Consider the following 23,421-nt stretch of genomic DNA (forward strand, 5'->3'; position numbering starts at 1 on the left):
CAACTTCATTTAAACTTACAATCTTAACGCGTGAAGATTAATTTCAGGAACCTTAGCTTTGTAGCCGCTTCTTTTGCGCTGTTGTACGGTGTTTCCGGATGCAACGAGTCTACTATCCTCGGAAAGGGGCTTATTCCACCGGGCGACTTTGTGAATGGGAAGGATACGACCATCAATGGCGTTATCACAAATAACATATACAAGTACGACTCCCTGTTTTTTAACGGTTACAACTTTTACGAGAAAGCGCTTGGCTCCATTACCACTGACCCTGTTTTTGGCAAAACCCATGCTTTTGTGTTCATGCAGGTAGGCCTTCCCTCCAGCGCCTTTACATTCGCAGGTACGGGGCAAACCCTCGATTCTGTGGTATTGTCCCTCGCTTATCTGGGTTACAAAGGAGATTCCACCACCACACAGACGTACCGCGTTTACAGGATGGCTGAACAAGGATTCAGGATAGATTCCAACTACGCTTACAACAAACCGTTACAATATAACCCCGGTGAATTGCTGGGTACTGCCACAGTAACGCCGTTGACTATACGTGATTCTGTCAGCGTATACGGCACCAAAGAAACAGCCCAGCTGCGTATTAAGCTGTCCAATGCTTTTGGTAATGACCTGCTGCAACAGAAATCGGATGGCGCTTTTACTAACGACTCTACTTTTCGTGCTTATCTGAAAGGTTTTGCTTTTGTTCCTGACACCACTTCCGGTGCCAACCGCAACATGTTGTTCTTCGACATGAGCGGCGCCAACACCAAGCTGACCGTTTTTTACAAGAACTCAGTGGATGATTCGCTGCGTGCTACCTTTGGCTTTGGCAGCAGAAGCGGTCATGCTAATTTTATTGCGCGTAACTATAACGGTTCGGAAGCCAGCAGATTTATCAATACCGGCAATGCCAACGGGGACAGTGTGTTGTTCCTGCAAAGCACACCGGGACTGTATACCAATGTGTTGATCCCCGGACTGGAGAATTTCCCCAACGCTGTGATCAACAAGGCGGAACTGGTGATCACCCAGATCACTGTCGGCTCCGGCGACATGAACAATATCTTTACGGAACCAGCTAAACTTAGCCTGTTGCAATATTCAGGCGCTAACGACACCCTCAAAAAAGTGATTGACCAAACCGTTCGCGGCGATGATTATTTCGGTGGCAAAAAAGTAGTGGTCACCAATTTCGGCGGTGTACAGGTATCCCAGTACTCGTTCAACATCGGGACCTTCCTGCAGATGTTAATTAAAAAACAAGAAACCAACTCTGGTTTCCGACTGCAGGTGGCACGCACTAGTTATGCGGATATTGACCGTCTGAAAGCTGGTGGCAGCAATCTGTCTCAGTATAACATTAAATTGCGAATCATTTATACTAAACCTTAAAATCGCTAATCCATACTTTTATGCCTTATTTATTTACGTCTGAATCAGTTTCAGAAGGACATCCTGACAAAGTCGCAGATCAGATTTCTGATGCACTGATCGATCATTTTCTGGCATATGATGCGTCTTCCAAAGTAGCTTGTGAAACATTGGTAACTACCGGACAGGTTGTACTGGCGGGAGAGGTAAAGTCAGAAGCTTACCTGGATGTACAAGACATCGCCCGTGAAGTAATCCGTAAAATCGGATATACCAAGAGTGAATATATGTTTGAAGCCAATTCTTGTGGTATCTTCTCCGCTATCCACGAGCAGTCTCCGGATATCAACCAGGGTGTGGACCGTTCTTCTCCGGAAGAACAAGGCGCCGGCGACCAGGGTATGATGTTTGGGTATGCTACCCGTGAAACAGAGAACTACATGCCGCTGGCACTGGACCTGGCCCACAAACTCCTCCTGGAACTGGCTGCCCTGCGCCGTGAGAATAAAGACATCACTTATCTGCGTCCGGACGCCAAATCACAGGTGACCATCGAATACTCCGATGACAACAAACCGGTTCGTATCGATACGATCGTTATCTCTACACAGCACGACGATTTCGCTGACGATACCGAAATGCTGGCGAAGATCAAAGCGGACATGATCAATATCCTGATCCCCCGCGTGAAAGCGAAACTGAAACCAGAGCTGCAAAAACTGTTCGAAGGCTACGATATTCATCATCACATCAATCCTACCGGTAAGTTTGTGATCGGTGGCCCTCACGGTGATACCGGTCTGACCGGCCGTAAAATCATCGTAGATACTTACGGTGGTAAAGGTGCTCACGGTGGTGGCGCTTTCTCCGGTAAAGATCCTTCCAAAGTAGACCGTTCCGCTGCCTACGCTACCCGTCATATCGCCAAAAACCTGGTGGCTGCCGGTGTATGCGACGAAGTACTGGTACAGGTATCTTATGCTATCGGTGTGGCTAAACCATGCGGCATATACGTAAATACTTACGGCACTGCTAAAGTGAACCTGAAAGATGGTGAGATCGCTAAGAAAGTAGAAGAAATTTTCGACCTGCGTCCTTATGCTATCGAACAACGCCTGAAACTGCGTAACCCGATCTATAGCGAAACTGCTGCTTATGGTCATATGGGCCGCGATCCGCAGGTGATCACCAAAGTGTTCAACAAAGGCAAGAAAAATGAAAAATCTGTGGAAGTAGAACTGTTCACGTGGGAGAAACTCGACTACGTGGATAAAGTAAAAGCTGCTTTCGCACTTTAATATTACTCCGTTTTTTACCAGGGGGCTGTTGTGTCATAGGATACAACAGCCCTTTTGCTTTGGATGCCATTTCCCTTTTGTTATCTTTACAGCACAATAATATTATCCGGTATGAGTTTGGCCAAAAAGGCATTTTACCATGCGGCTGGTTTAATCCCGTTAAAGACATTGCAGCACCCGTTACCTATGCATTTGCTGCTGCCTTATCATCATCTCGTTAACAATACGGATGTACCCCATATCAAACATCTGTACCCCTATAAGAACGAGCGGCTTTTTGAACAGGACGTTGACTATCTGTTGCGCCATTTTAAGCCAGTTACCCTACAGGAAGTAATACAGGCTTCGCGCGGTCAACTCACCCTGCCGCACAACGCATTCCTGCTCACGTTTGATGACGGACTACGCGAAGTGGCGGAAGTCATCGTACCGTTGTTGCGCCGCAAAGGCGTGCCTGCGGTGTTTTTCCTTAACAACGCTTTCCTGGATAACCGCACGCTCTTCTACAAGTTTAAAATCAGCTTGTTGATAGAAGCCCTGCAAACCCGGTCCTACAGTGCAGCAGTGCTGGAGGAAGCGGCAGCGTTGCTGCCTCCTGATGAGCGCGGACTGACTGCAGCGCTGAAGGCGGTCCGTTACAGCAACAAAGGTTTGACTGATGATGTGGCGGCACTGTTGCAGGTTTCCTTTGAGGATTATCTGAAGCAGCAACGGCCCTTTATGACCACAGAAGAGGTGAAGGCGCTGCTGGTTGACGGATTTGCTATTGGCGGCCATAGTGTTGACCATCCTTATTATTCTGACCTGACCCTGGAACAGCAATTGATGCAGACCCGGGAGTCGGTGGAATATCTTGTCAATCAATTTGGTATCGACTATCGTGTATTCGCTTTTCCCCACAGTGATGCAGGTGTAAGCCGTACCTTCTTCGACCGGTTGTTCCAGGAAGAAAATCCGATGGACCTCGTGTTTGGTACAGGCAACCAACGACAGGATATTTCGCCCCGTATTCTGCACCGTTTTAATTGTGAAAGACCTTCCTTACCGATAGAACAAGCGGTAAAAGGTATCCTGCTTTATGGCCGGCTGAAAAAGATATGTAGACAAAACAATATTCATCGAAATTAATATTAAAATATAATTATCTATTTAAATCTTTCAACTAGCTCTTTTATAGTATTTTATATATAATATTTTTCATTGGATTATTCAAACATTTATATTTGTTTTTTTCATAAAAAAACATAATTCTACCCTATTTTTGTTTGCATCAGTTTTGCAGTTTAACTAATCTTATGAGGTATTTGTAGGCACCTTATTTAATTTTTAGCCAATCGTGAAGAACCAACTCAGCTACAGGTCGATCGTCAGTACCTGCCTTATACTTTGTGCGATCTGCTATGCTCATGTCGTGTTTTCGCAGGGAAACCAGTCACAGAGTACAGTCAAGATTGCCCCCTCCGCTACCACTGGTGCCTGGTTGCACCTTCCTGATGACTATGCCCGGACTTCCGACAATTATCCGTTATTGATCTTCCTTCATGGCGTAAGTGATGGAGGCACCCTCAATACGGTGTTGGCCCATGGTGTGCCGCGTGTTATCAGCAAGGGCGCCAATATGCAGTTTACCGTAGGCGGGAAGTTGTATAAGTTCATCGTAGTATCTCCGCAGATACCGGATGGATGGGCCAACGAAAAGATGGTGCAGAGCGTCATAGACGACATGAAAGCAAAGTACCGCGTAGATGCCTCCCGGATTTACCTGACAGGATTAAGCGCCGGAGGCTATGGTGTATTGAACTATGTGGCCAGCGGCAGTAACTATGCCTCCAACCTCGCCGCTATCGTTCCGGTTTCCTCCGCACCGATAGACGTTCCTAAATTAGGCGGGCTTTGCAACATTGCCACGGCTAACCTGGGAAGCTGGATGCTGTGCGGCAGCACAGATAATTTCGCTGGTTACCAGACTACTTATACCAGCCGCATACAGAGCTGTAATCCGTCCAGCAAGCCGTTGTCTACCTTCTATTCCGGCGGCGGCCATGATGATGGCGTATGGGACCGCGCTTACGATGCTACACATGCTTATCAGAACCCCAACATCTATGAATGGATGTTGCAGTTCCGGCAGGGGGGAAGCACTCCCGCGCCGGTAGCCCGCGTAGCGGCATCCAATATCGCGGTAACGTTGCCGGTCAGCACCGCCACCCTCGATGGTTCGACGTCTTCTGCTTCTAACGGCACGATCAGCACCTTCGAATGGAAACAGGACAGCGGTCCGGCAGCAGCCACCATCGCCAGTCCGGGCACAGCACGTACCACCGTCAGTAATCTGAAGGCAGGTACCTATGTGTTCTCCCTCACGGTAACGGACAATGCCGGTTTAAAAGCCAGCACCAAAGTAACGGTGCAGGTGACAGCCGCCAGCAGCGGAGGTTGTGGCAGCTGTAAGTTCCTCGTGACAAAAGGAGCCGACGGCGGCGCTTATATCAACGGTAACAATCTCAATGTACAACCGGGTGATACGGTCTGCGTACAGGCAGGAGACTATGCTTATATACAGTTCTTCAACTTCAGCGGCACCGGCGCTAAGCCAATAGTGTTCATCAACTGCGGCGGCCAGGTAAAAATAGGGAATGGTGGCAACTATGGCCTCGTCTTCAATAACGTGAAGTATTTTAAAGTGACAGGCTCCGGCAGCAGCCAGAAATACGGGTTTGTGGTCAACGGCGTCTCCAAAAAACTCAGCTCCGGCCTGGCTATCGGGAAAGGATGTACGGACTATGAAGCGGAAAGGTTCGAAATTACCGGTTCTGAAGTAGGCGTGATGGCGAAGGTCAACCCCGACTGTGAAACCGAAAACCAGGCCCCTTATTTTGAAATACGCAACGTGAAATTACATGACCTGTACATTCATGATGTGATCGGCGAAGGCATGTACATCGGCAATACTGCACCCGGCGGAACTGAAACGGTGTGCAACGGGAATACGCTCAACCTGCTGCCGCCCCGCATGTACAACCTGAAGATATACAACGTTACTACCCAGAATACAGGATGGGACGGTATCCAGGTGGCCTCTGCCCCGGAGAATGTAGAGATCTTCAATAACAAGGTATATAACTACGGCACTACCAATAAAGGCAGTCAGCAAGCGGGTATCATACTCGGCGGGCTGTCTAACGGAAAAGTATATAATAACACGGTGATCAAAGGTACCGGTAATGGTATAGAACTGTTCGGCACCGGATTGTCCTACATCTACAATAACATCGTGGTAGATGCAGGGAAGGATGGTACAGCAGTAGGACAGGACGCTATCTTCATCGACGACAGGCCTACCAAGCCAGACTACACGCCGTTGCAGGCTTATGTATTCAACAACACTGTGGTGAATGCCGGCAGGGATGGTATCCGTATGCAGAATTCTTTTTCTACGGTGGCAAAAGGAAATCTCTTCTACAACAACCTGACCGTGAACTGCGGCAGCCCGCAGGGCACAGCAGACTATCTCAATGTGCAGACAGGCATCGATGCACAGGTAACCAACAACGTGGCCCTGGCAGATATCAATGCCGCGAAGTTTGTGGATGTCACGAATAATGATTTTCACCTGGCGACAGGCTCGCCGGCCATTGACAAGGGGAAAGACCTCTCTGCTTATTTTAAAACCGATATAGATGGAGATGCACGGCCTTCCGGCGCAGCCTGGGATATTGGTGCAGATGAATACACCGGCACAGCACCGTCCAATAAACCACCGGTAGCCAGTGCGGGCAACGATATTACCATCACCCTGCCTGTCAGTGCCACTACGCTCGATGGGTCTGATTCCTACGATCCGGACGGCAGCATCGCCGCTTATAAGTGGACACAGATTTCTGGTCCGGCCACTGCTAATATTGCAGCATCTGATCAGGCGCAAACCGGTGTGAGCGGACTGATTACGGAAGGCACTTATGTTTTTGAATTAACGGTAACAGACAACAAAGGGGCTACTGACGCCGCCCGTGTCACGGTTACAGTGAAACCGCGTGGTGCAGCGACATTGATTGCCAATGCCGGCAAGAATCAGGAAATAAGATTGCCGGATAGTACCGTAACACTGGATGGTACCGGTTCTTCCGTATCGTACGGCAGTATCACTTCCTACACCTGGAAACTGCAACAGGGCCCTGCCAGTGTGCAGATACTGGACCCCGGCGCAGCACAAACGCCTGTTACCTTTACCGCTCCGGGCGTGTATTATTTTATGCTGACCGTCACCGACGATAATAACAATACCGCTTCTGCTGTGGTCATCATCACTGTCAAAAAAAACGATGATCACCCGGACAGCACCAACAAACTTACGATCTTCCCCAATCCGGTAAACAATACGTTGCAGCTGCGCCTGTCGTTGATTTCGCCAGCTTATACAGTACTGCGTATCCTGGCAGGCAATGGTGCCGTGATGTCTACCATCAACCTGGGGCAGGTATCAGAATTACAGAGAAGCCTCGACGTTAGCTTTTTGCCCTGTGGTGTATATTTCCTTCATGTTACTGATGGGGACGCACTTAAAATAGTTAAAAAGTTTATTAAAATATATTGATGCATCAGGCAGCCCTGCTGCCTGATGTTATTTCCCGCCCGCAGTCATCTTTCCTGTCTGCCGGTATTGCAACATCCATTCATAGATATTCATGCCGTTGTTCCTGTAACGAGGATCGTACAATTGTTTCCAGGAATGATGCCCGAAGTCGGGGATAACGCTGATCTGTGCCAGCCCTGACTGATATTTGTTTGTACTGTCTACATAACGCTGACATTCTTCCAGAAAATGTAGTTCATCTGAACCGGCAAAATACCAGCAATGCACGCTGGCATCGGCCACCAGTTTAAACTGGCCTTCATTCTTTTTATCGATAGAGGCCACTGACATTGGAACGGCGGCTGCGATGCGGCTGGTGAGCTTACGGGAATCGGTCAGGGCCATCACGGTGGCCCATCCGCCGGCACTGTAACCGGTGATGTATATACGGGATTTATCAATCCGGTATCTTTTTTCGACGTCATCCAGTATGCTGTTGATTTCGGCCGGCTTAAGCCCCCAACTGGAAGCCTGTGGGGCTACTACGATAAATTTATAGAGTTTACCATCTGCGGGGTTTTTAGCCTGTATCCGGGCACCATTGTTAAGCCAATAGGGCACGCCTTCCAGGGTTAATCGTTTGAGATCTGCCCCTGCTTTACTCTTTCCATGCAGGCAGATGATCACAGGATAGTCTTTGGTCGTCAGATAATAATCCTCCGGCAGGTGGATCAAAGCACCTACTTTTTTCCATTGACTGGTAGTAACAAGGACGCTGTCCATATTGCGTTGTGCAGACAGCGACAAACAGGTAAGCACACAGCATAAGCTGAGAAAGGCTGTGTGTGTCTTTTTTGTGTAATTCATGACATTATCATCTTCAGGCAGAACCACTGCTCTCATAAATAACAGAATAAAAAAACGCTTAGTGCTGTGCTAATACATCGTCCAGTTTCGTACCGATGATCTCTTCGATTTCCAGTTTTACCACGTTCAGGTCCCTTTCAATGTTCATTTTCTTGAAACGATCGTCGTTATATTTTTTGGACGCGGAGCTATACTCTTCATAGGAGATGCTGCCGGTGGCCAGTTTGGCTTCTGCCTGAGAGAAGATAGCATAATCATCTTCCACTACTTCATTCTGTATAGTCAGCAGTTCTTTATTCATCAGATAGTCATGGTATTTGGAAAGGATCATGGCTTTGATCTGACGGTGGGCGCTTTCCTGCTGGGCGGAGGCGATGTCGAGATTCCTGCGGGCTACTCTCACATCACTGCCTTTTTGTACGAGGCTGCCCAGTGGCACGCTGATACCTACGTTCCACAGCGGGTAGAAAAGGGAGTTGCGGGGATCGGTGGTGCCGCGGTATTTACCCAGTGATACTTCGTTCAGGTTGGAGCTGACAGTCACATAGTTGAGCCAGGAGGCGCCGGCTTTATTCAGTTCCGCCACTGCTTTATCTCTTTCGAAATCCCTGACTTTAATGCCGGGGTTTTTCAGGGCCAGTTCCACGAGACGGTCTCTGATATCAAACGGGGCATTAGCGGTATTGGCTGATGTAGCGGCAACGGGCGTGCCGGGTTTCTGTGCCTGTGCGAAGGCACTGGTGCTTGCAACAAACAGGCAGGCAAGGAGCATATTCTTTTTCATGTGTCGATTACTTTAAAATTGGTTTAAGGTTATTGTTATCTGTATTGGGATTTGCAGTTTCGAAATTTCGTAGCCGGATAATGATGGCGCCAGCGGCATAGAAGAAAAATGCGCCCGGCGTTTGTCCGATGGCTACCTGTGCGTAGTTGGCCACTACATAGGCATACAGGCTGGCAACGATGCCGACATAGATAATCCGTGTTTCCCGGTTGCGGGACTGGTAGTAGTTCTTTACACCGAGGTAAAGCAATACAAAGAAGGTGAAGCAGGTGAGGGCCAGGCCTACCCATCCCGTCTCCAGTGCGGAGCGCAGGTATCCGCTGTCAGGCGGGAACCCGGCCAGCGGGTGACCGGGATTGTAGGTAATGCCTTGCACACCACTGGTGCTCACGCCGCCACCCAGCGGATGGTCCCAGATATATGGCTGGATGAATGCCCGGTTTTTATCCCGCACATCCAGCGATTCGTCGTCAGAAAATTCAAAGGCGCTGCGGATACGGTTCACCGTACCATTGCTGTGGAAAGGCCCGAATATCAGCACACTGAAAAACATCATGAAACCGATGATAAACATCAGCGTCTTACGGTTGGTGATGGTCATGATCGCAAACAGGACAAGGCCGGCGGGGATCATGATGTAAGCCGTACGGGTGCCGGAATAGGCCATGCCCAGCGCCATAAACAGGATGCCGGCCAGCAACATCTTCCGGTGTCTTTTATTACCGGTATTCAACAGCAGTACCACGGCAAATATGATACTGGTAGCCATCAACAGTCCATATGCAGTGGGGTCTGACAGGATGGAGAATTTCCGGATGTCGCCGCCCTGGAAATAAAGCCGGTAACGTACGGGGTCGCTGGTTACCCAGTGTTCTTCAAAGCCAAAGAGGCCATGCCATTGCTGAAAGCAACCATAGAAGCCTGCGAAGGCGGAAAGTATCAACCACAGCTTCAGAAAGTCCATGATGTCTTTCTTACTGTTGAAAATATTCAGCGCAGTGAAATAGATCATCACGAAGTTGAAAAACTTACGGGTGGTGAACAACCAGCCTTCCACGGAAAACATGGAAGGATTGAACAACTGTATCAGCAGAAAGGCGAGGTTGATCAGATGGAGATAAGTGATCGGGTTGGCAAAATGTGCCCATGCGCTGGTGCCACCGAGTTTCTTTTTATAATAGGAACCGATGAAAGTAACGGCTATCAGCACGTCCACCGCCACCCCAAAAGGCACTTCGTCATCAGTCATCCTTTTGAGGTAGAACATAAAAAAGCCCAGCGCGGTACTGATAAAGAAACCGGCTTTGGTATTAAAAAAACATACAAGGGTCACAGCACCGCCTATCATACCTCCCATCAGCAAAAAGCCCAGCCTGTAATCAATGAAGGTGAGGGCGTAACTGATGGCCAGCCCAACGAGGAACATGCTGATATAGGCCCATATGGTGTCAGGCATACGGGACCAGGAATCGATCTTAAAAATATTTGCCACTAAAGCACGCATGATGGATGATGTTTCAGTAAAACAAAATTTTGAGATAAAGGAAGATCATGGTAAAGGCGATGAAGGCTGTCACCATGATCAACAGCAGCTTGTCATCAGAAAATTTATTTTCCTGCATAGGTTGCTTTTTTAGGTTGAATAACATTTTCAAATTGCCGGCCCATTTCGGCAACACTGTTCTCCCAGGTATGGGAAAGGGCAAACGCTTTTCTTCTTTCCTCCCTGTCCCTGTCAAGCGGCTCCTGCAAAGCCGTGGCGATGCGATGGATATACCCTGCGGCATCGCCGCACAGATATACATAAGGCGCAAACATTTCCATGGCCGCTGTTGCGGTAGCCACCACCGGTTTCCCGAGTGCCAGGTATTCATCGATCTTACGGGGATAATTGCCGATGGTCATGGGGTTGATGCTTTGCGGGTTGATACATACGTCGAAACTGTTGATGTATGCAGGCAATGCGTCAAACGGTTTGTTGCCGGTGAACAGTACGTTTGGCAGCTGATGCAGCCGGCTGTTTTTGAAGTTGTCATCTTCCGGCCCTACCAGCACAAAATTCCATTCGGGCTTACGGGTGGCGATTTCTTCCAGTAAGGCGATATCCAGTCGGGCTGACAGTAACGCCCCTACGTAGCCAATAACGGGTCCTTCCAACTGCGCTATGTCCATTGGCCGTGCAGCGGGCGGCACGCGCAACCAGCTGAGGTCGCAGCCCTGCCCGATGTCGAAGGAAGATGGGTTGTGCTTCGCGGCGTAATTCGCCAGCCAGGCGGAATTGGCCGCCACCATGGAAACACGTTGCATCAGCTGTGGTTCCAGCCGTTGGCCGTGTTTTTTGAAGTAAGGCAGACAGGTAAGGTTGTCCCTGATATAATAGATCGTTTGACTGACACCTTTCAACAGTTCAGGCAGATAATACCCCCTGAAAAAATCGTTGTCGATGAACAGGAGCGGGGTATTAAATTCCAGCCGTTGAACAGCCTGGTTGATCTGTTTAGCCAGCCGTTTATTGTTGATAAGATTAAGGCGATCAAAGATGGAGGCTACGGGCATCCAGTTGATGGATTCCAGCATGGTCCTTGGGTCCAGCGTCCATAAGTTATCAGCCACCTGCTGCAGGTCGTTGGTGATGCCTTTGAGGCTGTTGAGCCTTGTTTGTGTTTTGGCATCCTGACGTTGCCGCAGGGCAGAGATCCTGTCCAGCGCTCTGTTCACATACAGCACACGGTTGTGGCGCGACAATTCCATGGCGATATTGCGGCAGTTGCTGCCGATCTCTATGTCCCATGGCTGAAGGCCGGTAACAATGATATCTCTGTTCCTGATCATCTTGCTTTCCATTTAGGGTTTAACCGTTGACGTGCTACGGAGAGCATATCGGGATAAAATTCAATCATGTATTGCCATACATTCAGCAGGTTGATTTTTAACCGGCGGTACAGGATCACCTGGGTGATGATGAAACAGATGCCGTAGGAAATCATGGTGCCATAGGCTGCTCCCATAATGCCGATCTGGCGGGTTAATAGCATACAGATGAATATATTGCATATAGCCGTTACCGTTATAACAAAAAAATTCGTTTTGGGCGAGCCGATAGAATCCATGATCGTGCCAAACTGTTTAATAAACGGAAGAAATATTCCGTAACAGATGGTAACCTGTAAAACAGGCGCTGCTTCCTGGTACCCTTTGCCGGCAATGATGGTCAGTATAAGCTTCGGAAATAACATGATAACAATGCTCGCAGGTACAGCAATGGCAAGGATAGCGCCGACTGCCTTTTCGTAGTAATACTTCACCATGCCCAGGTTTCCATCCTCCATCATCTTCGCGCTGCGGGGGAAAAGAATATCTCCCAGTACCTGCGAAGGCACATCTACCAGGTTGGATATACGCATGCATACGCCGTAAAGCGCTACCGCTGCGGTGGAGATATAAGAGGAGATCACCAGCTGATCTGTATTACGGAAGATGGATGAACTGATGTTGGTGCCAAACACAAACTTCCCGAAATGCCACAGCTGCAGGAACCATTCCCGGTAACGCGCAGCCGGACGGTGTAAAAACTTCCGTGCAAAAAAGAAAGAGATAACAGTACCACCCAGCAGGCCTGCATTGTAATACAGGATCAGCGCGGTGAGCGATACCCGTCCGGTGATCAGCAGGTGAATGATAATCAGTCCGAACGAAATACCTTGTCTGCTGAGGTATCCCCAGAATATCCCCCGGAAATCAGCATTGGCATTTTGTATCCATTCAAAGTGGGAAAACGGTATCAACAGTAATAATCCCGGCAGGAACAGATACATGACGGGAGCGAGGTCCGGCGCCTGTAACAGGTGGCTGACGGGGTAAATAAAACTGCTGATCAGTATCCCGATCAACAAGGTAATGGCAATATTCAGATAGAGCGCAGCGGTCTGGATGAGCGGGTGCTCGGAAGCAGGATGTCCGTTGATGTACTTGATCACCGCGTTTTTAATCAGTGATTGCCGTACTATTTCAATAATGCCGGTGTATACCAGGAACAGGTTCCATACGCCCATATCGGATTTAGGCAACGAACGGGTGAGCACCAGCACGCTGCCGATGCCGAACAGCAATACGGCCATTTTCTGCATCCCGCTATAGATGCCGGATTTTAACCAATAGGTATATTTCGGTTCACTCATTAGTTGTTCAGTTGACTTGAGGTTTTAATGCCGGCCTTTCCAGGCTGTACAGCCACCAGGCGCCTGCGCGCATGGCTAGTTTGTACAGCAGCACCGGTACAACGGCGGCAAACAATAAGCAGATCGCCAGTAAAGCAGGCAGGTAAACAATACCCAATACCTTTACCAGGAACATGCGTACGGCTGATGCCACCAAAACATGCGATACATAGATATACAGCGAATGATATCCCGCTACCCGTAATAACTTAAAGCGGTTGTACCGTTGCAACAGGAATGAAATGTTGATCATAAACGCACAACCAACCAAGGCAATCAAGGCAAACAATGCCGGCTGATGCTCTTCTACAAAAAGATTGTCCTGATGCGCCAGGTTGGTTTGCAGGAAATACCACTGACCAATAGCAAAAACCGGCAGCAGCCAGGCAAACAGCTTCCATGAACTGAACCGTGGCAGGTACTGCTGGTCCAGGATCACACCGGAGATCAGTTCCCCGATGGCGAAGAATACATAGAAGTGGCAGATGTCATATACAAAGCCGAGGTCGATATGTTTTACCGATACGTAGCTGGATATGAAATACAGGATGGTACCGATAATCAGCTGATGCCATACGGTGAAGCGCAGTTTTTCACGGGTGAGTATATACAATACCGTTACATTGAACAGAGCGTAGAGATACCAGAACTGGTCTATCCTTCTCGGATAAACGAAAACATAGCCATAGTCGGCCCAACCACGTTGTGCGTTAACAAATCCGCCCAATAATATCTGTATCGTAATTTGTATGAAAGACCAGAGCAGATAAGGGTACAGCAGTATATTGAATTTATTGACGATCAGATCGCGGACCCCTCTTTTAGCGAGGCTTTTGGCAATAAATACACCAGACAGGATGAAGAACAACGGCATCCTGAAGCTGTAGAAGATAATATTGGCATTCTCCAGCCAGTCAAACTGGCCTTCTCCCAGGCCAGCCCGGGTGATGCCTTCAAAAATATGACGGTAAAGTACCAGCAGGATAGCAATCCCGCGAGCATAGTCAATCCAGGCCAGCCTGTTGGACGATGGATGAAGTGTGGTGGCCATGTTAGATATTGATGTTTTTAATGTCAACGAAATTCAATACGGCCCCGTAATATTTTCCATTCAGGCCGTTGAGGAACTGGATGGATTCCTTGTCGGTCTGTTTAATGGAGGATTTGGCAGAGGTGATATTGATAACAGCATCGGCATATTGCATCAGTTCCTTGGAGTCTGAGCGCTCGTTGAGCGGCGCACCTTCGAGGAGGATGTAATCATAATGCTGACGAATGTTGGCAAGATAAGAAAGCAGGTTGCCTTCAGGCAGCACTTCGGAAGGGGTGTATTCACCGCCCTGGCAGCCGATGATGTCCACGCCGGGCATAGGGGTGTTGGTGATAACGCTCTTCAGCTGGTCCATAGCGAATGTACCTTTAGGCTGGAAGTCTTCCAGTGCGGGCGCCGCTTCAAACTCACGGGTCAGGGTATTGTCGGGGAAGTTGGTGTCGATGATCAGCACTTTTTTATGGCTGAGGCTTAAGGTATAGGCCAGCGCCTTGATGATGGTGGATTTGCCTTCGTGTGGTTTGTTACTGGTAAAAAGGAATACCTGTTTGTTGCTGTTGGCTATTTCATAGCGCAGTTTACGCAGCAGTTCACGGAACAGGCTCTGTTGGTAGTCTTTTGACTCTGTAGCGATGATTTCGTCCATCTTACCATTTTTTAAGTTGATATGATTGACAATGCCCAGCAGCTTCATGTCGGTAATACGCTGAAAGTTGGACGGCGTTTTAATGGACAGATCGATGTATTCAAGGAAAATAATGCTGATACAGCAGAAGATGAACATGGACATACCGGCCAGGCCGATAATGATGATCCTTTTGGATGGTTCCGGTTCTACCGCAGGCTGTCCGTAAAGGATTTGGCGGAACCCGTCCATGGGAGCAATCTTATTATTCTGTGCTGCGTCGTAGCGGGATTTGATGCCTTCGTATTCCTGTTGGGCCAGTTCCACTTCTTTTTGCAGGGCCAGGTTGTTGGCGCTTCTGGAGGCAACGGCGCCGATGCTGCCGTTCAGTTCACGGATTTTTTGCTGATATACCGTGATGTTTTGCTCAGAGCTTTTGATCTGTAATTCCAGGTCGCTTTTCTTCTGCAACAGATCGGCCTTGGTGTTGCCGGGTCCTGCGGCAGGAGAGGAGGAAGCCATGGACACCAGTTTGTCTTTATAGTCCTGTTTCAGTTTCTGGTATTTATTATAGAGTTCCTGGTTGTTAGAGCCTTTGTTGACATATTCTGCGTATACATCGTTCATCTGTTTTCTTAGGCTGGACAGCTCAGAGGTGATGGCAGAAGAGGCTGCGCTGGACTGGGCAGAAGTTTTTTCAGCATCTGCCAGTCTTGCGTTTACCTGTTGTAAGCTCAGGGTAGCATTGTTAAGGAGGCCTCTTTCATCTACCAGCCTGTTTTCAAAATTGCTGATCTGTTCCAGTTTGCTGGTACTTTCCACGGAAACGTCCATGGTGCCCAGTGCTTTGATGTTACCGATTTTACTGTCCAGCTCTTGTTTTTTCTGGTCTACCAATTTTTTCAGTGTCTCGATGTTCTGTACCGTTTGCTGGCTTCTGGATGATTCGTTGTTACGCATAAACTCGGTGCAGAGCTGATTCACCAGGTAGGCGGACAGTTCGGGGTTTACAGACCGGTACTGGATATCGATGTAGTCTGTACGCTGGATACGACCGGTGTATAATACCTTCCGTAATGATTCCAGGTCGTACTTATATATTTTAAGCAGTTCCAGTATTTTCCTTTCTTCCGGATCATAGGAACTGAGCATATTTTCTTCGTTATATTTTTTAGTCAGTATTTCAATCGCCTTGGTTTTATTGATGGATTGATATACCGGGTTTTTGGTGTCTTCTGTTGTTAATTTCCGGAATTGTTTGGCAGGGTTTTGCAGGTCATGCAACATCAGGTTATAGGATGTCATGCCCAGCACACGGGGCGATCTTAATACCTCGATAACGTTGTTGAATTTAGAGTCGATTTCATAGATGTTGAAACTTTCATCCTTCAGTTTTACCTGTTCGTTGCTGGTAAAGCCGGTGGCAATTTGGGCTACGGATTTGTACAGTTTTTCCTGTTTAAAGGTCAACAAAAATGCGGCGACAACGGCCAGTATGGTACTGGTGATGATGAGCCATTTGCGCCTCAGGAGCGAGTTAAACAAATAAATCAGATCCATATGCACGGATTCTTTAAAGTGTAATAAAATTTAATTTGAAAAACCCGAAAAAATCCGGTATTCACCGGATTTTTTCGGTAACTACTATTGTTCTTTTGTTTTCTAATTGTTCTTGATCAGTTTAATTGTTTTGATCAGTTTATCTCCATCCATCACTCTCAACAGGCACGGGCCGGCAGGTATCTGAGCAGCGCCGAGGTCCAGTGTGATGCGTTGTGTTCCGCTGGCCATAGCACCAAGTACGCGGTTGTACAGTATTCTGCCATTGATGTCAGTAACACTGATCAGCAGGTTCTTACTGGGTTTACCGGCATTAGTCAGTTCCAGGGCTACCTGATTCACAAACGGATTCGGATATACGCTGGCAACGGTAACAGTGGTAGCGGCATCAGTTTTGGTCGGCACTACTGCATGACCGCCTTTGTTGGCCATCAGCAGAGAGTTGTCGAGTGAACTGAACTCCGGTGTATAAGATTGTATCACCAGGGCGCCGATGTAACCATAGATGGAAGTACCGCCTGCGGTTACACTGATCAGCACTTCACCGTTCTGGTCGGGTGCCACATCATTGATCTGTACCGTCTGATTGGTGTTGTAAGCAGCATTCAGGGAAACGGTCGTACCATTGATGGTGTAGTTGGAAGTCCTGTCTCCGGAACCGTCGCGGCTGGCGAAGAATACGAAGTTGTACCGTTTGGCCAGGTTCAGTCCTTTGATCTTCAGTTGTCCTGCCTGTCCGATGTCTATCCAGTAGGTGCTGCTGATAACATTATCAGGGTAGATACCGCTGTTGTTACCGGTATTCATACCAAACGGATTGTCGCCGGAGAAGGCTTTGTCGATGATCATGGTCATGCCGGTGTTGTCACCGTTGTCGTCTGTCAGGTTCGGGAATTCCAGTCCCTGTGCCGGTGCGGAGTTGGTGTTGTTCCATGGTGATCCGGCCGGGTTGAACACGTTCATGTTGATGTACACGGCGCTTCTGAAAGTAGCTGCGCTGGTAACATTGCTGAAGTCGGAGTAGCTGGTGTCTTTCTTCGCGCGTACTTTATAGTAGTAGCGGGAATCCATGGTCAGCCCGTTGTCCGCATAGGTGCTTACGTTGGAACCTACTGTTGTGAGCAGGCTGAAGGTGCTGTTATCGCGGGACCTCCATATTTCGAAGCCTGTTTCATTGGTGGAGTTGTCCATCCATTTCAGCTGAATGCTGGTTTTGGATTTGGCTGTTGCCACGGCGTTGCCCGGATTCATGGGATTGCCGTTGTCGAGATAGTACTGCACCACAACGGAGGTGATATAGCCGTAAGCAGCGCCGGTGGCCTGTTGTACGGTGAAGTCAATATTCCCGCTGGTGTCCGGTGCGATACCGTTGATCTGAACGGTGTTGCTGTTGTTGTTGGCAGCGTTCAGGGTTACGGTCACAGCGCCGCTGGTGTAGTTGGTGTTTTTGTTGTCGTTGCCTTGCCTGCTGCCGAAGAAGATCAGGTTGTAGCGATAGTTCGCCGGCAGGTTGGACAGGCGTACTCTTCTGGCAGTGCTTTCGCTGGTGTAGTAGTTGGTCGCGATCACATTGTCAGGATATACGCCGCTGTTGTTGCCGGTGGTAGCGCCGAGGGCGTTGGTACCACTGAAGGCGTCCAGCAGCTGGATTTTAACACCGGTAACGGTGCCGGCATCATCTTTCAGGTTGTTGATAGCGGCATTGAGGCTCGGATAACTGTTGAAGTTGTTCCAGGGCGCATCAGCAGATGGTGTCTGGTTGAAGTTGACATACAGGGAAGTGATGTTCTTATCCCTTACATAGATGCTGAAAGTCCTGGTAGCGCTGCCACCATTGTTGTCGTTGATGGTAACAGTGATATTGTTGTATCTGCCTACATTGCCCGCGGCAGGGGTAATGCTGATAGTGCCTGTACCGTCGCCGTTGTCTGTCAGACGGGCAAAGGAAGGAAGGTTGGTTGCCTTCAGCGTAAGGATATCTCCTGCGTCGTCAGTACCATGCAGGTTGAGTGTTACGCTTTCGTTGTTTTTCATCACTACGGACACGATGCTGTCCAGCTTCGGATTGTTGTTGCCGGTTTTGATACCGATGGTGTCGGTATACGCAGATGCCCCGTGTGAATTGATTGCACGAACAGCGTAGTAATACTGCTGATTGGCTTTGGAAGAAGTATCAGTGAAGGATACTGCATTAACATTAACAGGTGCCGGGTTCAACAGTGTGAACGGACCAGCGGTAGTACCTGCGCGATAGACTTCGTACCCTGTTTCATTGAATGCTACATCTTTCCAGGTGAGTTTCACACCACCCGGTGTGGTAGTAGCAGCCAGGTTAGCAGGAGCGGCGGGCGGGTTGCCGTCATCATAGCTGATGGTCACTACCATGGCGTTCAGGTAACCGTAAACAGAACCGGTACCATTTTGCAGATCGATGGTGATCTCATTGTTGGCGTCCGGAGACACGTCGTTGATAGAGACGGTGTTTTGTGTGTTTTTAGCGGTCTGCAAAGAAACGGTGCGGGTGCCGATGGTGTAGTTGGTCATCCTGTTATCGGTCACGTCTGCACGGGCGCCGAAGAAGGTGAAGCTATATCTGCTGGTAGGATTGAGGCCATACAGTTTCAGTGTCTGTTTGGTGGTGTTGGTCCAGTAGGCAGTACGCATCACGTTATCGGGATACACACCAGAGTTGTTGCCGGTATTGGTACCGTAATAGTTGGAGCCGTTGCTGAGCGCCTGCCAGGCAGATACGATCTTGATACCAACGGTGGTAGCGGCACCGGTCTGGTCCTTCAGGTTGGGGAACAGATCGTTCTGTACCGGTTGTTTGTTGGTATTGTTCCATGGAGCGGCAGCAGGATAAGAGCCATCGGTAAAGTTGACATAGATCATACGGTTCGGGTCAATATCATTGACCGTGATCACGAATGTTTTATTGTCAATACCACCGCGGCCGTCGCTTACCTGTACGGTTACATTGTAGGTACCGGCATCTATATAAGTCGGGTTCAGGTTGAGCTGAGCAGTGGCGCCGTTGGGTACGAGCGTTGCAAAGCGTGGCAGGCCCTGAACAGACCAGATGGAGGTGTCACCTGCATTACCATCGGTAACGGTCAGGCTGACTGCTTTCGTCGTGTTTTCATCCATGCTCACATTGCTGACGCTGCTGATAACAGGAGAGTAGTTATCATTTACGGTCAGGGTGAATGTGGTGGACGTAACGCCGCTATGCTGATCAGTAGCGGTAACGGTGATGTTCGGATACGTACCTTGTGTGGCCACGGATGGCGTAAAGGTGAGGGTAGCGGAGCCGTTGCCGTTCACGTTGAAGGTACCGAAGGCCGGAATGTTCGCGGCGGTGAGGGTAACAGCTTCTCCGTCAGGATCGGTAGCAGTGATGTTGAGCACCAGCTGAGCGTCATATCTCAGGGAGCGGTCTACCAGCTGGGTGAGTACCGGCGGTGTGTTCAATGTGCTCACACCGGCAGTATTGGAGTAGCCGGAGTTACCACCTTCATTGACAGCGCGTACTTTGTAGTAGTATTTCACATTGGCAAACAGCGCTGTGTCGGCATATACTACGGTTTGTGCGGTGTCGTTGGCTGGCAGGGTGGTCAACAGTTTGAAATGGGTAGAGTCGTTGATGGACTTGTATACTTCAAACTTGGTTTCGTTATTGGCGTTGTCTTTCCAGGCCAGCTGTATTTTATTGGCGCTAAGCGGTGTAAGGGCCAGGTTAGTTGGCGCCAAAGGTGCCGGTGGCATGGCCAGTGTGGTGGCACGCGCGTTCACGTTGATAAAGGCGCTGTCAGGTATCACACGTTTGGTGAGACCGCCCGGGCCCTGGTATCTGATCGTCAGTTCCTGGCCACCACCTAACTGGAAGAAGGTGACATGGATAGGATAACGACCTACTGCCAGGGTTTTGGTACCGCTGCGTTCAGTGGTGCCCTGTACGTAGTTGTTGTTCACTACGAGGTTGCTTTCTTTAAAGTCGCCGATATACAGCTTGCTGCCATCATCGGAGGCGGTATAGAAAGTGTAGGTACCGGCGGTGTTGATATTGATATAGCCAGAGAATTTCAGGGCGTAATTTGTTTCCTGGGTCCTTACGTCGAGCGTCACGTTTTGAACAGTACCTGTCCTGGTTGGCGTGAGTGCAGCGAAGTTAGGCATGGTGGTGGTGCTGGACGGTATTGGATACAGGCCATACACGAAGCCGCCGCTTTCTGTTCCGCTGAAACCGGAGTCGCCAGATTTGTTGATGGCTTTTACGCGGTAGTAGTAAGTCGTTTGTGCGACAAGGTTACTGTCAACGTAAGCTGTTTGGTTGGCAGCAACGGTAGCTACGATGTTGTACGGGCCAGCGGAGCTGGAGGCGCGGTACACTTCGAAGCCTGTTTCGTTATTGCTGCTGTCAGCCCAGGTTACATTGATCTTGCTGTAGGAAAGGGTAGTGGCCTTGATGTTACCGGGTGCTTTGGGTACTGCTCCTGTAGAGGACGAAGAAGAATTGTCCGTGAAGTACTCAGCAGGGATCTGTTGCTGGCTTGTTACACCGCTGGCGGTGTTTTTCCAGGAAACAGTCATGGACTGACCGCCACCAGCCTGGAAGTAGGCCATGGCTATCTGGTGCATGCCTGCGGTGAGGTAAACGGTGCCTTCTCTATCCTGTGGGGCGTGGAGGCCGTCGTTGTTCACCAGCGGTGTAGCACCGGCGTTGTATTTGGTGTCGATCCAGAGTTTGCTGCCGTCATCGGAGTTGGTCACAAATGTATAGTTACCGGTAACGGGTATACGAATATAGCCTTCCCATACAAAGCCGTAGTTCACATCCTGTGTTCTTACGCTCAGGTCAGGGATGGCGGAAGTGCCAATCGTCAGCGGTGAAAGAGTGTTGAAGTCCGGCAGGGCGCTCCAGCTGCCCAGGTAGTAGCGGTAGTTAAGCCCGTTGGCTTTAGCGGCTGCGCTTACCTGGTTGCTGCGGGCGGAGGAATTGCCGGCAATGTCCCTGGCTTTCACCACAAAGGTATACAGGGTGTCTTTGTTGAGGTTGTAAGCAGTAAAATCTGTCTCATCGGCATCTACCGTATAGGATTTCACGCCGTTGATATAGATATCGTATTTGTAGACGCCTACATCATCTGTGGAGGGTGTCCAATCAAGTGATACGGAAGAATAGGTAGTTCCGGTAACAGTGAGATTGCCCGGAGGAGTGGGAGGATTACTATCCACCTGCGTTTGTGCAGTGGCTTCATTGCTCAGTGCTGCTGCGCCGTTGTCGTTTACAGCCCTGATTACATAGAAGTATTTGGAATTAGGTGTTAAACCTGCGTCAGTCCAGGTGGTGGCGTCTGTTGCTGTGATATAGACCAGCGTGTAAGGTCCACCGGCAACTGCTGAGCGGTAAATCTCATATCCGGTTTCATTGTAAGCCGGATTGGGATTGTCGGCCCAGTCAAGGGTAATGCCTGTTTTTGATATAGCCGTGGCCGTTGCACCGGTTGCAGGAGCAGGGCTATTGGCGCCGTTGGCAGGTATTACGGTGAATGGTGCGGAGAACTCGCTGGAGCAGCCGTACTGTTCTGTTACTTTGGCGTGATACTGTCCGGCCGTGGCGGCGTTCAGTGTTTTGGCAGTGCCTAAAGTAGTAGTGTCGCCTACTTTCTGCCACAGATAGGAAGTATAGCCATCAGGCAGTGAAAGCGTCACATAGTTTTTACCGTCCGGAGCAGGGATTACCTTGCTCATCAGTGGGGGAACAGTGATAGGTGGTGTTTGGGTGGCTGCTTTTTGTTTCACTACTACAGGTGTGCGGGACCATTCAGACCACGTGTCACCACGTTTGATACGGGCATCGTAGGTGCCGAATTCGGTCACCTGCAGTTCGTTGCTGTTGGCGCCGGCAATAACGTTGCCGTCTTTTCTCCATTCATATCCGTCGAAACCTGCTGTGAGTCCTAGTGTGGCATTCACGGTTTCGCCCGGGCAAAATTCGTTGTGACCGAAAAGTGTCCAGGGATTGGATTTGAATTGACGATTGAGGAAAGGCCAGAAGTCAGCCTCGTCCCATGCGTAGTTCCAGACCCCATGTCCGGCGTCAGGGTATAACTTTTCCTTTACGTTGGCACCTGCAGCTAAGGCGGCATTCATTACCTGTTCAGTGGTGTTGGGGTGAGGATTGTTGTCCAGTCCTCCCTGGAATATCCACATCGGGATATATTTGAAAACATCCACCTGGTCTTTATAAGCAATGGAACATCCGCTGATAGGGAGGAAGCCCGCTACGGTTTTAGGAAAGCGGAACATGAATTCCCATGTTTCCGTGCCGCCTGCGGAAAGGCCATTGACAAAGATCCGGTTTTCATCCAGTTTGTTGCTCTGAATAAGCGTGTCAAGAATCTGCTTGATAAAATCGTAATGCGGGTTACCAAAAAAGCCGGTAGTACTTTGCGGCACAAGGATGAAACCATCGAACTTGCCATTGTCAACAGCTGCGCAGAATTTGCCGCCGCCGTGATAGAGGGAATATTCGTTGTCATAAATTCCGCCAGATTCTCCTCTGCCATGAAGGAAGATCATGATGGGGTAAGTTTTTCCGTCAGCTACGCCTTGCTGGTAGGTCTTAGGGAACTTTAACCTGAATGGCATACCGTTCAGGTAGTAGCATTTGTAAGAACTTTTGTTGGTGAAATTTACTTCATTGCGGACAGTTCTTACCCATTTGGCGATCGTGCCCCAGGCAGGGGTCGGCTTAGGATTGTTTGGGTCGTAGTTCTCTATCGCATCGCCAGGATCGAACACCTGTGCGACAGCAGAACTGCCCCAAAGCAGAAAAAGTGCCAGGCACATTAAGTAAAATTTACGCATACGGTAAGTGTGTTTCAGTTGTGAACCGATATTATGATTACTTACCCAGCATTAACATGACATTACAGGAGTGAACAACTCGTTGCCAACTCAGTGCTGAGTGGCTTTTCTAGGAGGACGGTTAAAAATATGTGTGAGGCTTTAAAGAGGATTGGTTGAAAGGAAATTCCTTATGGAGTGTAAAGGTATACAAAAATTCATTTCTTGC

General features: G+C 49.1%; 12 protein-coding genes. 4 read left to right on the top strand and 8 right to left on the bottom strand.

The window, feature by feature from the left end:
- Positions 1-30 precede the first annotated feature (30 nt).
- The 4 genes from HHL17_RS17790 to HHL17_RS33840 all read left to right on the top strand — a co-directional run bounded on the left by HHL17_RS17790 (position 31) and on the right by HHL17_RS33840 (position 7,260).
- The gene (locus HHL17_RS17790; protein ID WP_169226174.1) at positions 31-1,389 is read left to right on the top strand and encodes a DUF4270 family protein; all 1,359 of its coding nucleotides are present in this window, start codon (positions 31-33) and stop codon (positions 1,387-1,389) included.
- 20 nt (positions 1,390-1,409) lie between these two features.
- Positions 1,410-2,666 (top strand): methionine adenosyltransferase, encoded by a 1,257-nt coding sequence (metK, locus tag HHL17_RS17795; RefSeq protein WP_169226175.1) that lies wholly within the window; start codon positions 1,410-1,412, stop codon positions 2,664-2,666.
- A 111-nt stretch (positions 2,667-2,777) separates the two neighbouring features.
- Positions 2,778-3,794, top strand: coding sequence for a polysaccharide deacetylase family protein (locus tag HHL17_RS17800; protein WP_169226176.1), 1,017 nt, complete (start codon positions 2,778-2,780; stop codon positions 3,792-3,794).
- A gap of 208 nt (positions 3,795-4,002) precedes the next feature.
- Positions 4,003-7,260, top strand: a complete 3,258-nt coding sequence (locus HHL17_RS33840; protein ID WP_169226177.1) for a PKD domain-containing protein — start codon at positions 4,003-4,005, stop codon at positions 7,258-7,260.
- A gap of 27 nt (positions 7,261-7,287) precedes the next feature.
- Here the strand turns inward: HHL17_RS33840 and HHL17_RS17810 are convergent, their stop codons facing one another.
- The 8 genes from HHL17_RS17810 to HHL17_RS17845 all read right to left on the bottom strand — a co-directional run bounded on the left by HHL17_RS17810 (position 7,288) and on the right by HHL17_RS17845 (position 23,213).
- Positions 7,288-8,142 (bottom strand): carboxylesterase family protein, encoded by an 855-nt coding sequence (locus HHL17_RS17810; protein WP_169226178.1) that lies wholly within the window; start codon positions 8,140-8,142, stop codon positions 7,288-7,290.
- A gap of 22 nt (positions 8,143-8,164) precedes the next feature.
- Positions 8,165-8,890 (bottom strand): TolC family protein, encoded by a 726-nt coding sequence (locus tag HHL17_RS17815; RefSeq protein WP_169226179.1) that lies wholly within the window; start codon positions 8,888-8,890, stop codon positions 8,165-8,167.
- 7 nt (positions 8,891-8,897) lie between these two features.
- On the bottom strand, positions 8,898-10,394 hold the full coding sequence (locus tag HHL17_RS17820; protein WP_169226180.1) for an O-antigen ligase family protein: 1,497 nt from the start codon (positions 10,392-10,394) through the stop codon (positions 8,898-8,900).
- A 104-nt stretch (positions 10,395-10,498) separates the two neighbouring features.
- On the bottom strand, positions 10,499-11,722 hold the full coding sequence (locus HHL17_RS17825) for a glycosyltransferase (protein ID WP_206156075.1): 1,224 nt from the start codon (positions 11,720-11,722) through the stop codon (positions 10,499-10,501).
- A complete protein-coding gene (locus HHL17_RS17830; RefSeq protein WP_169226182.1) occupies positions 11,719-13,068 on the bottom strand; it encodes a flippase in 1,350 nt (449 codons plus the stop codon). The genes HHL17_RS17825 and HHL17_RS17830 overlap by 4 nt, the downstream gene beginning before the upstream one ends.
- Before the next feature lie 7 nt (positions 13,069-13,075).
- Entirely contained in the window at positions 13,076-14,158 is a 1,083-nt protein-coding gene (locus tag HHL17_RS17835) for an acyltransferase family protein (RefSeq protein ID WP_169226183.1), read from the bottom strand.
- A 1-nt stretch (position 14,159) separates the two neighbouring features.
- A complete protein-coding gene (locus HHL17_RS17840; RefSeq protein ID WP_169226184.1) occupies positions 14,160-16,343 on the bottom strand; it encodes an exopolysaccharide transport family protein in 2,184 nt (727 codons plus the stop codon).
- 102 nt (positions 16,344-16,445) lie between these two features.
- On the bottom strand, positions 16,446-23,213 hold the full coding sequence (locus tag HHL17_RS17845) for a fibronectin type III domain-containing protein (protein ID WP_169226185.1): 6,768 nt from the start codon (positions 23,211-23,213) through the stop codon (positions 16,446-16,448).
- Positions 23,214-23,421 lie beyond the last annotated feature (208 nt).

Origin of the sequence: Chitinophaga fulva, from assembly GCF_012927205.1 — a bacterium.
GTDB classification, from domain to species: Bacteria; Bacteroidota; Bacteroidia; order Chitinophagales; family Chitinophagaceae; genus Chitinophaga; species Chitinophaga fulva.

Excerpts from the sequence above, each read along its gene's own strand:
- HHL17_RS17815 (WP_169226179.1), bottom strand. The coding sequence starts at position 8,890 with ATGAAAAAGAATATGCTCCTTGCCTGCCTGTTTGTTGCAAGCACCAGT.
- metK (WP_169226175.1), top strand. The coding sequence starts at position 1,410 with ATGCCTTATTTATTTACGTCTGAATCAGTTTCAGAAGGACATCCTGAC.
- HHL17_RS17800 (WP_169226176.1), top strand. The coding sequence starts at position 2,778 with ATGAGTTTGGCCAAAAAGGCATTTTACCATGCGGCTGGTTTAATCCCG.
- HHL17_RS17825 (WP_206156075.1), bottom strand. The coding sequence starts at position 11,722 with ATGATCAGGAACAGAGATATCATTGTTACCGGCCTTCAGCCATGGGAC.
- HHL17_RS17835 (WP_169226183.1), bottom strand. The coding sequence starts at position 14,158 with ATGGCCACCACACTTCATCCATCGTCCAACAGGCTGGCCTGGATTGAC.
- HHL17_RS17840 (WP_169226184.1), bottom strand. The coding sequence starts at position 16,343 with ATGGATCTGATTTATTTGTTTAACTCGCTCCTGAGGCGCAAATGGCTC.
- HHL17_RS17830 (WP_169226182.1), bottom strand. The coding sequence starts at position 13,068 with ATGAGTGAACCGAAATATACCTATTGGTTAAAATCCGGCATCTATAGC.
- HHL17_RS17845 (WP_169226185.1), bottom strand. The coding sequence starts at position 23,213 with ATGCGTAAATTTTACTTAATGTGCCTGGCACTTTTTCTGCTTTGGGGC.
- HHL17_RS17810 (WP_169226178.1), bottom strand. The coding sequence starts at position 8,142 with ATGAGAGCAGTGGTTCTGCCTGAAGATGATAATGTCATGAATTACACA.
- HHL17_RS17820 (WP_169226180.1), bottom strand. The coding sequence starts at position 10,394 with ATGCGTGCTTTAGTGGCAAATATTTTTAAGATCGATTCCTGGTCCCGT.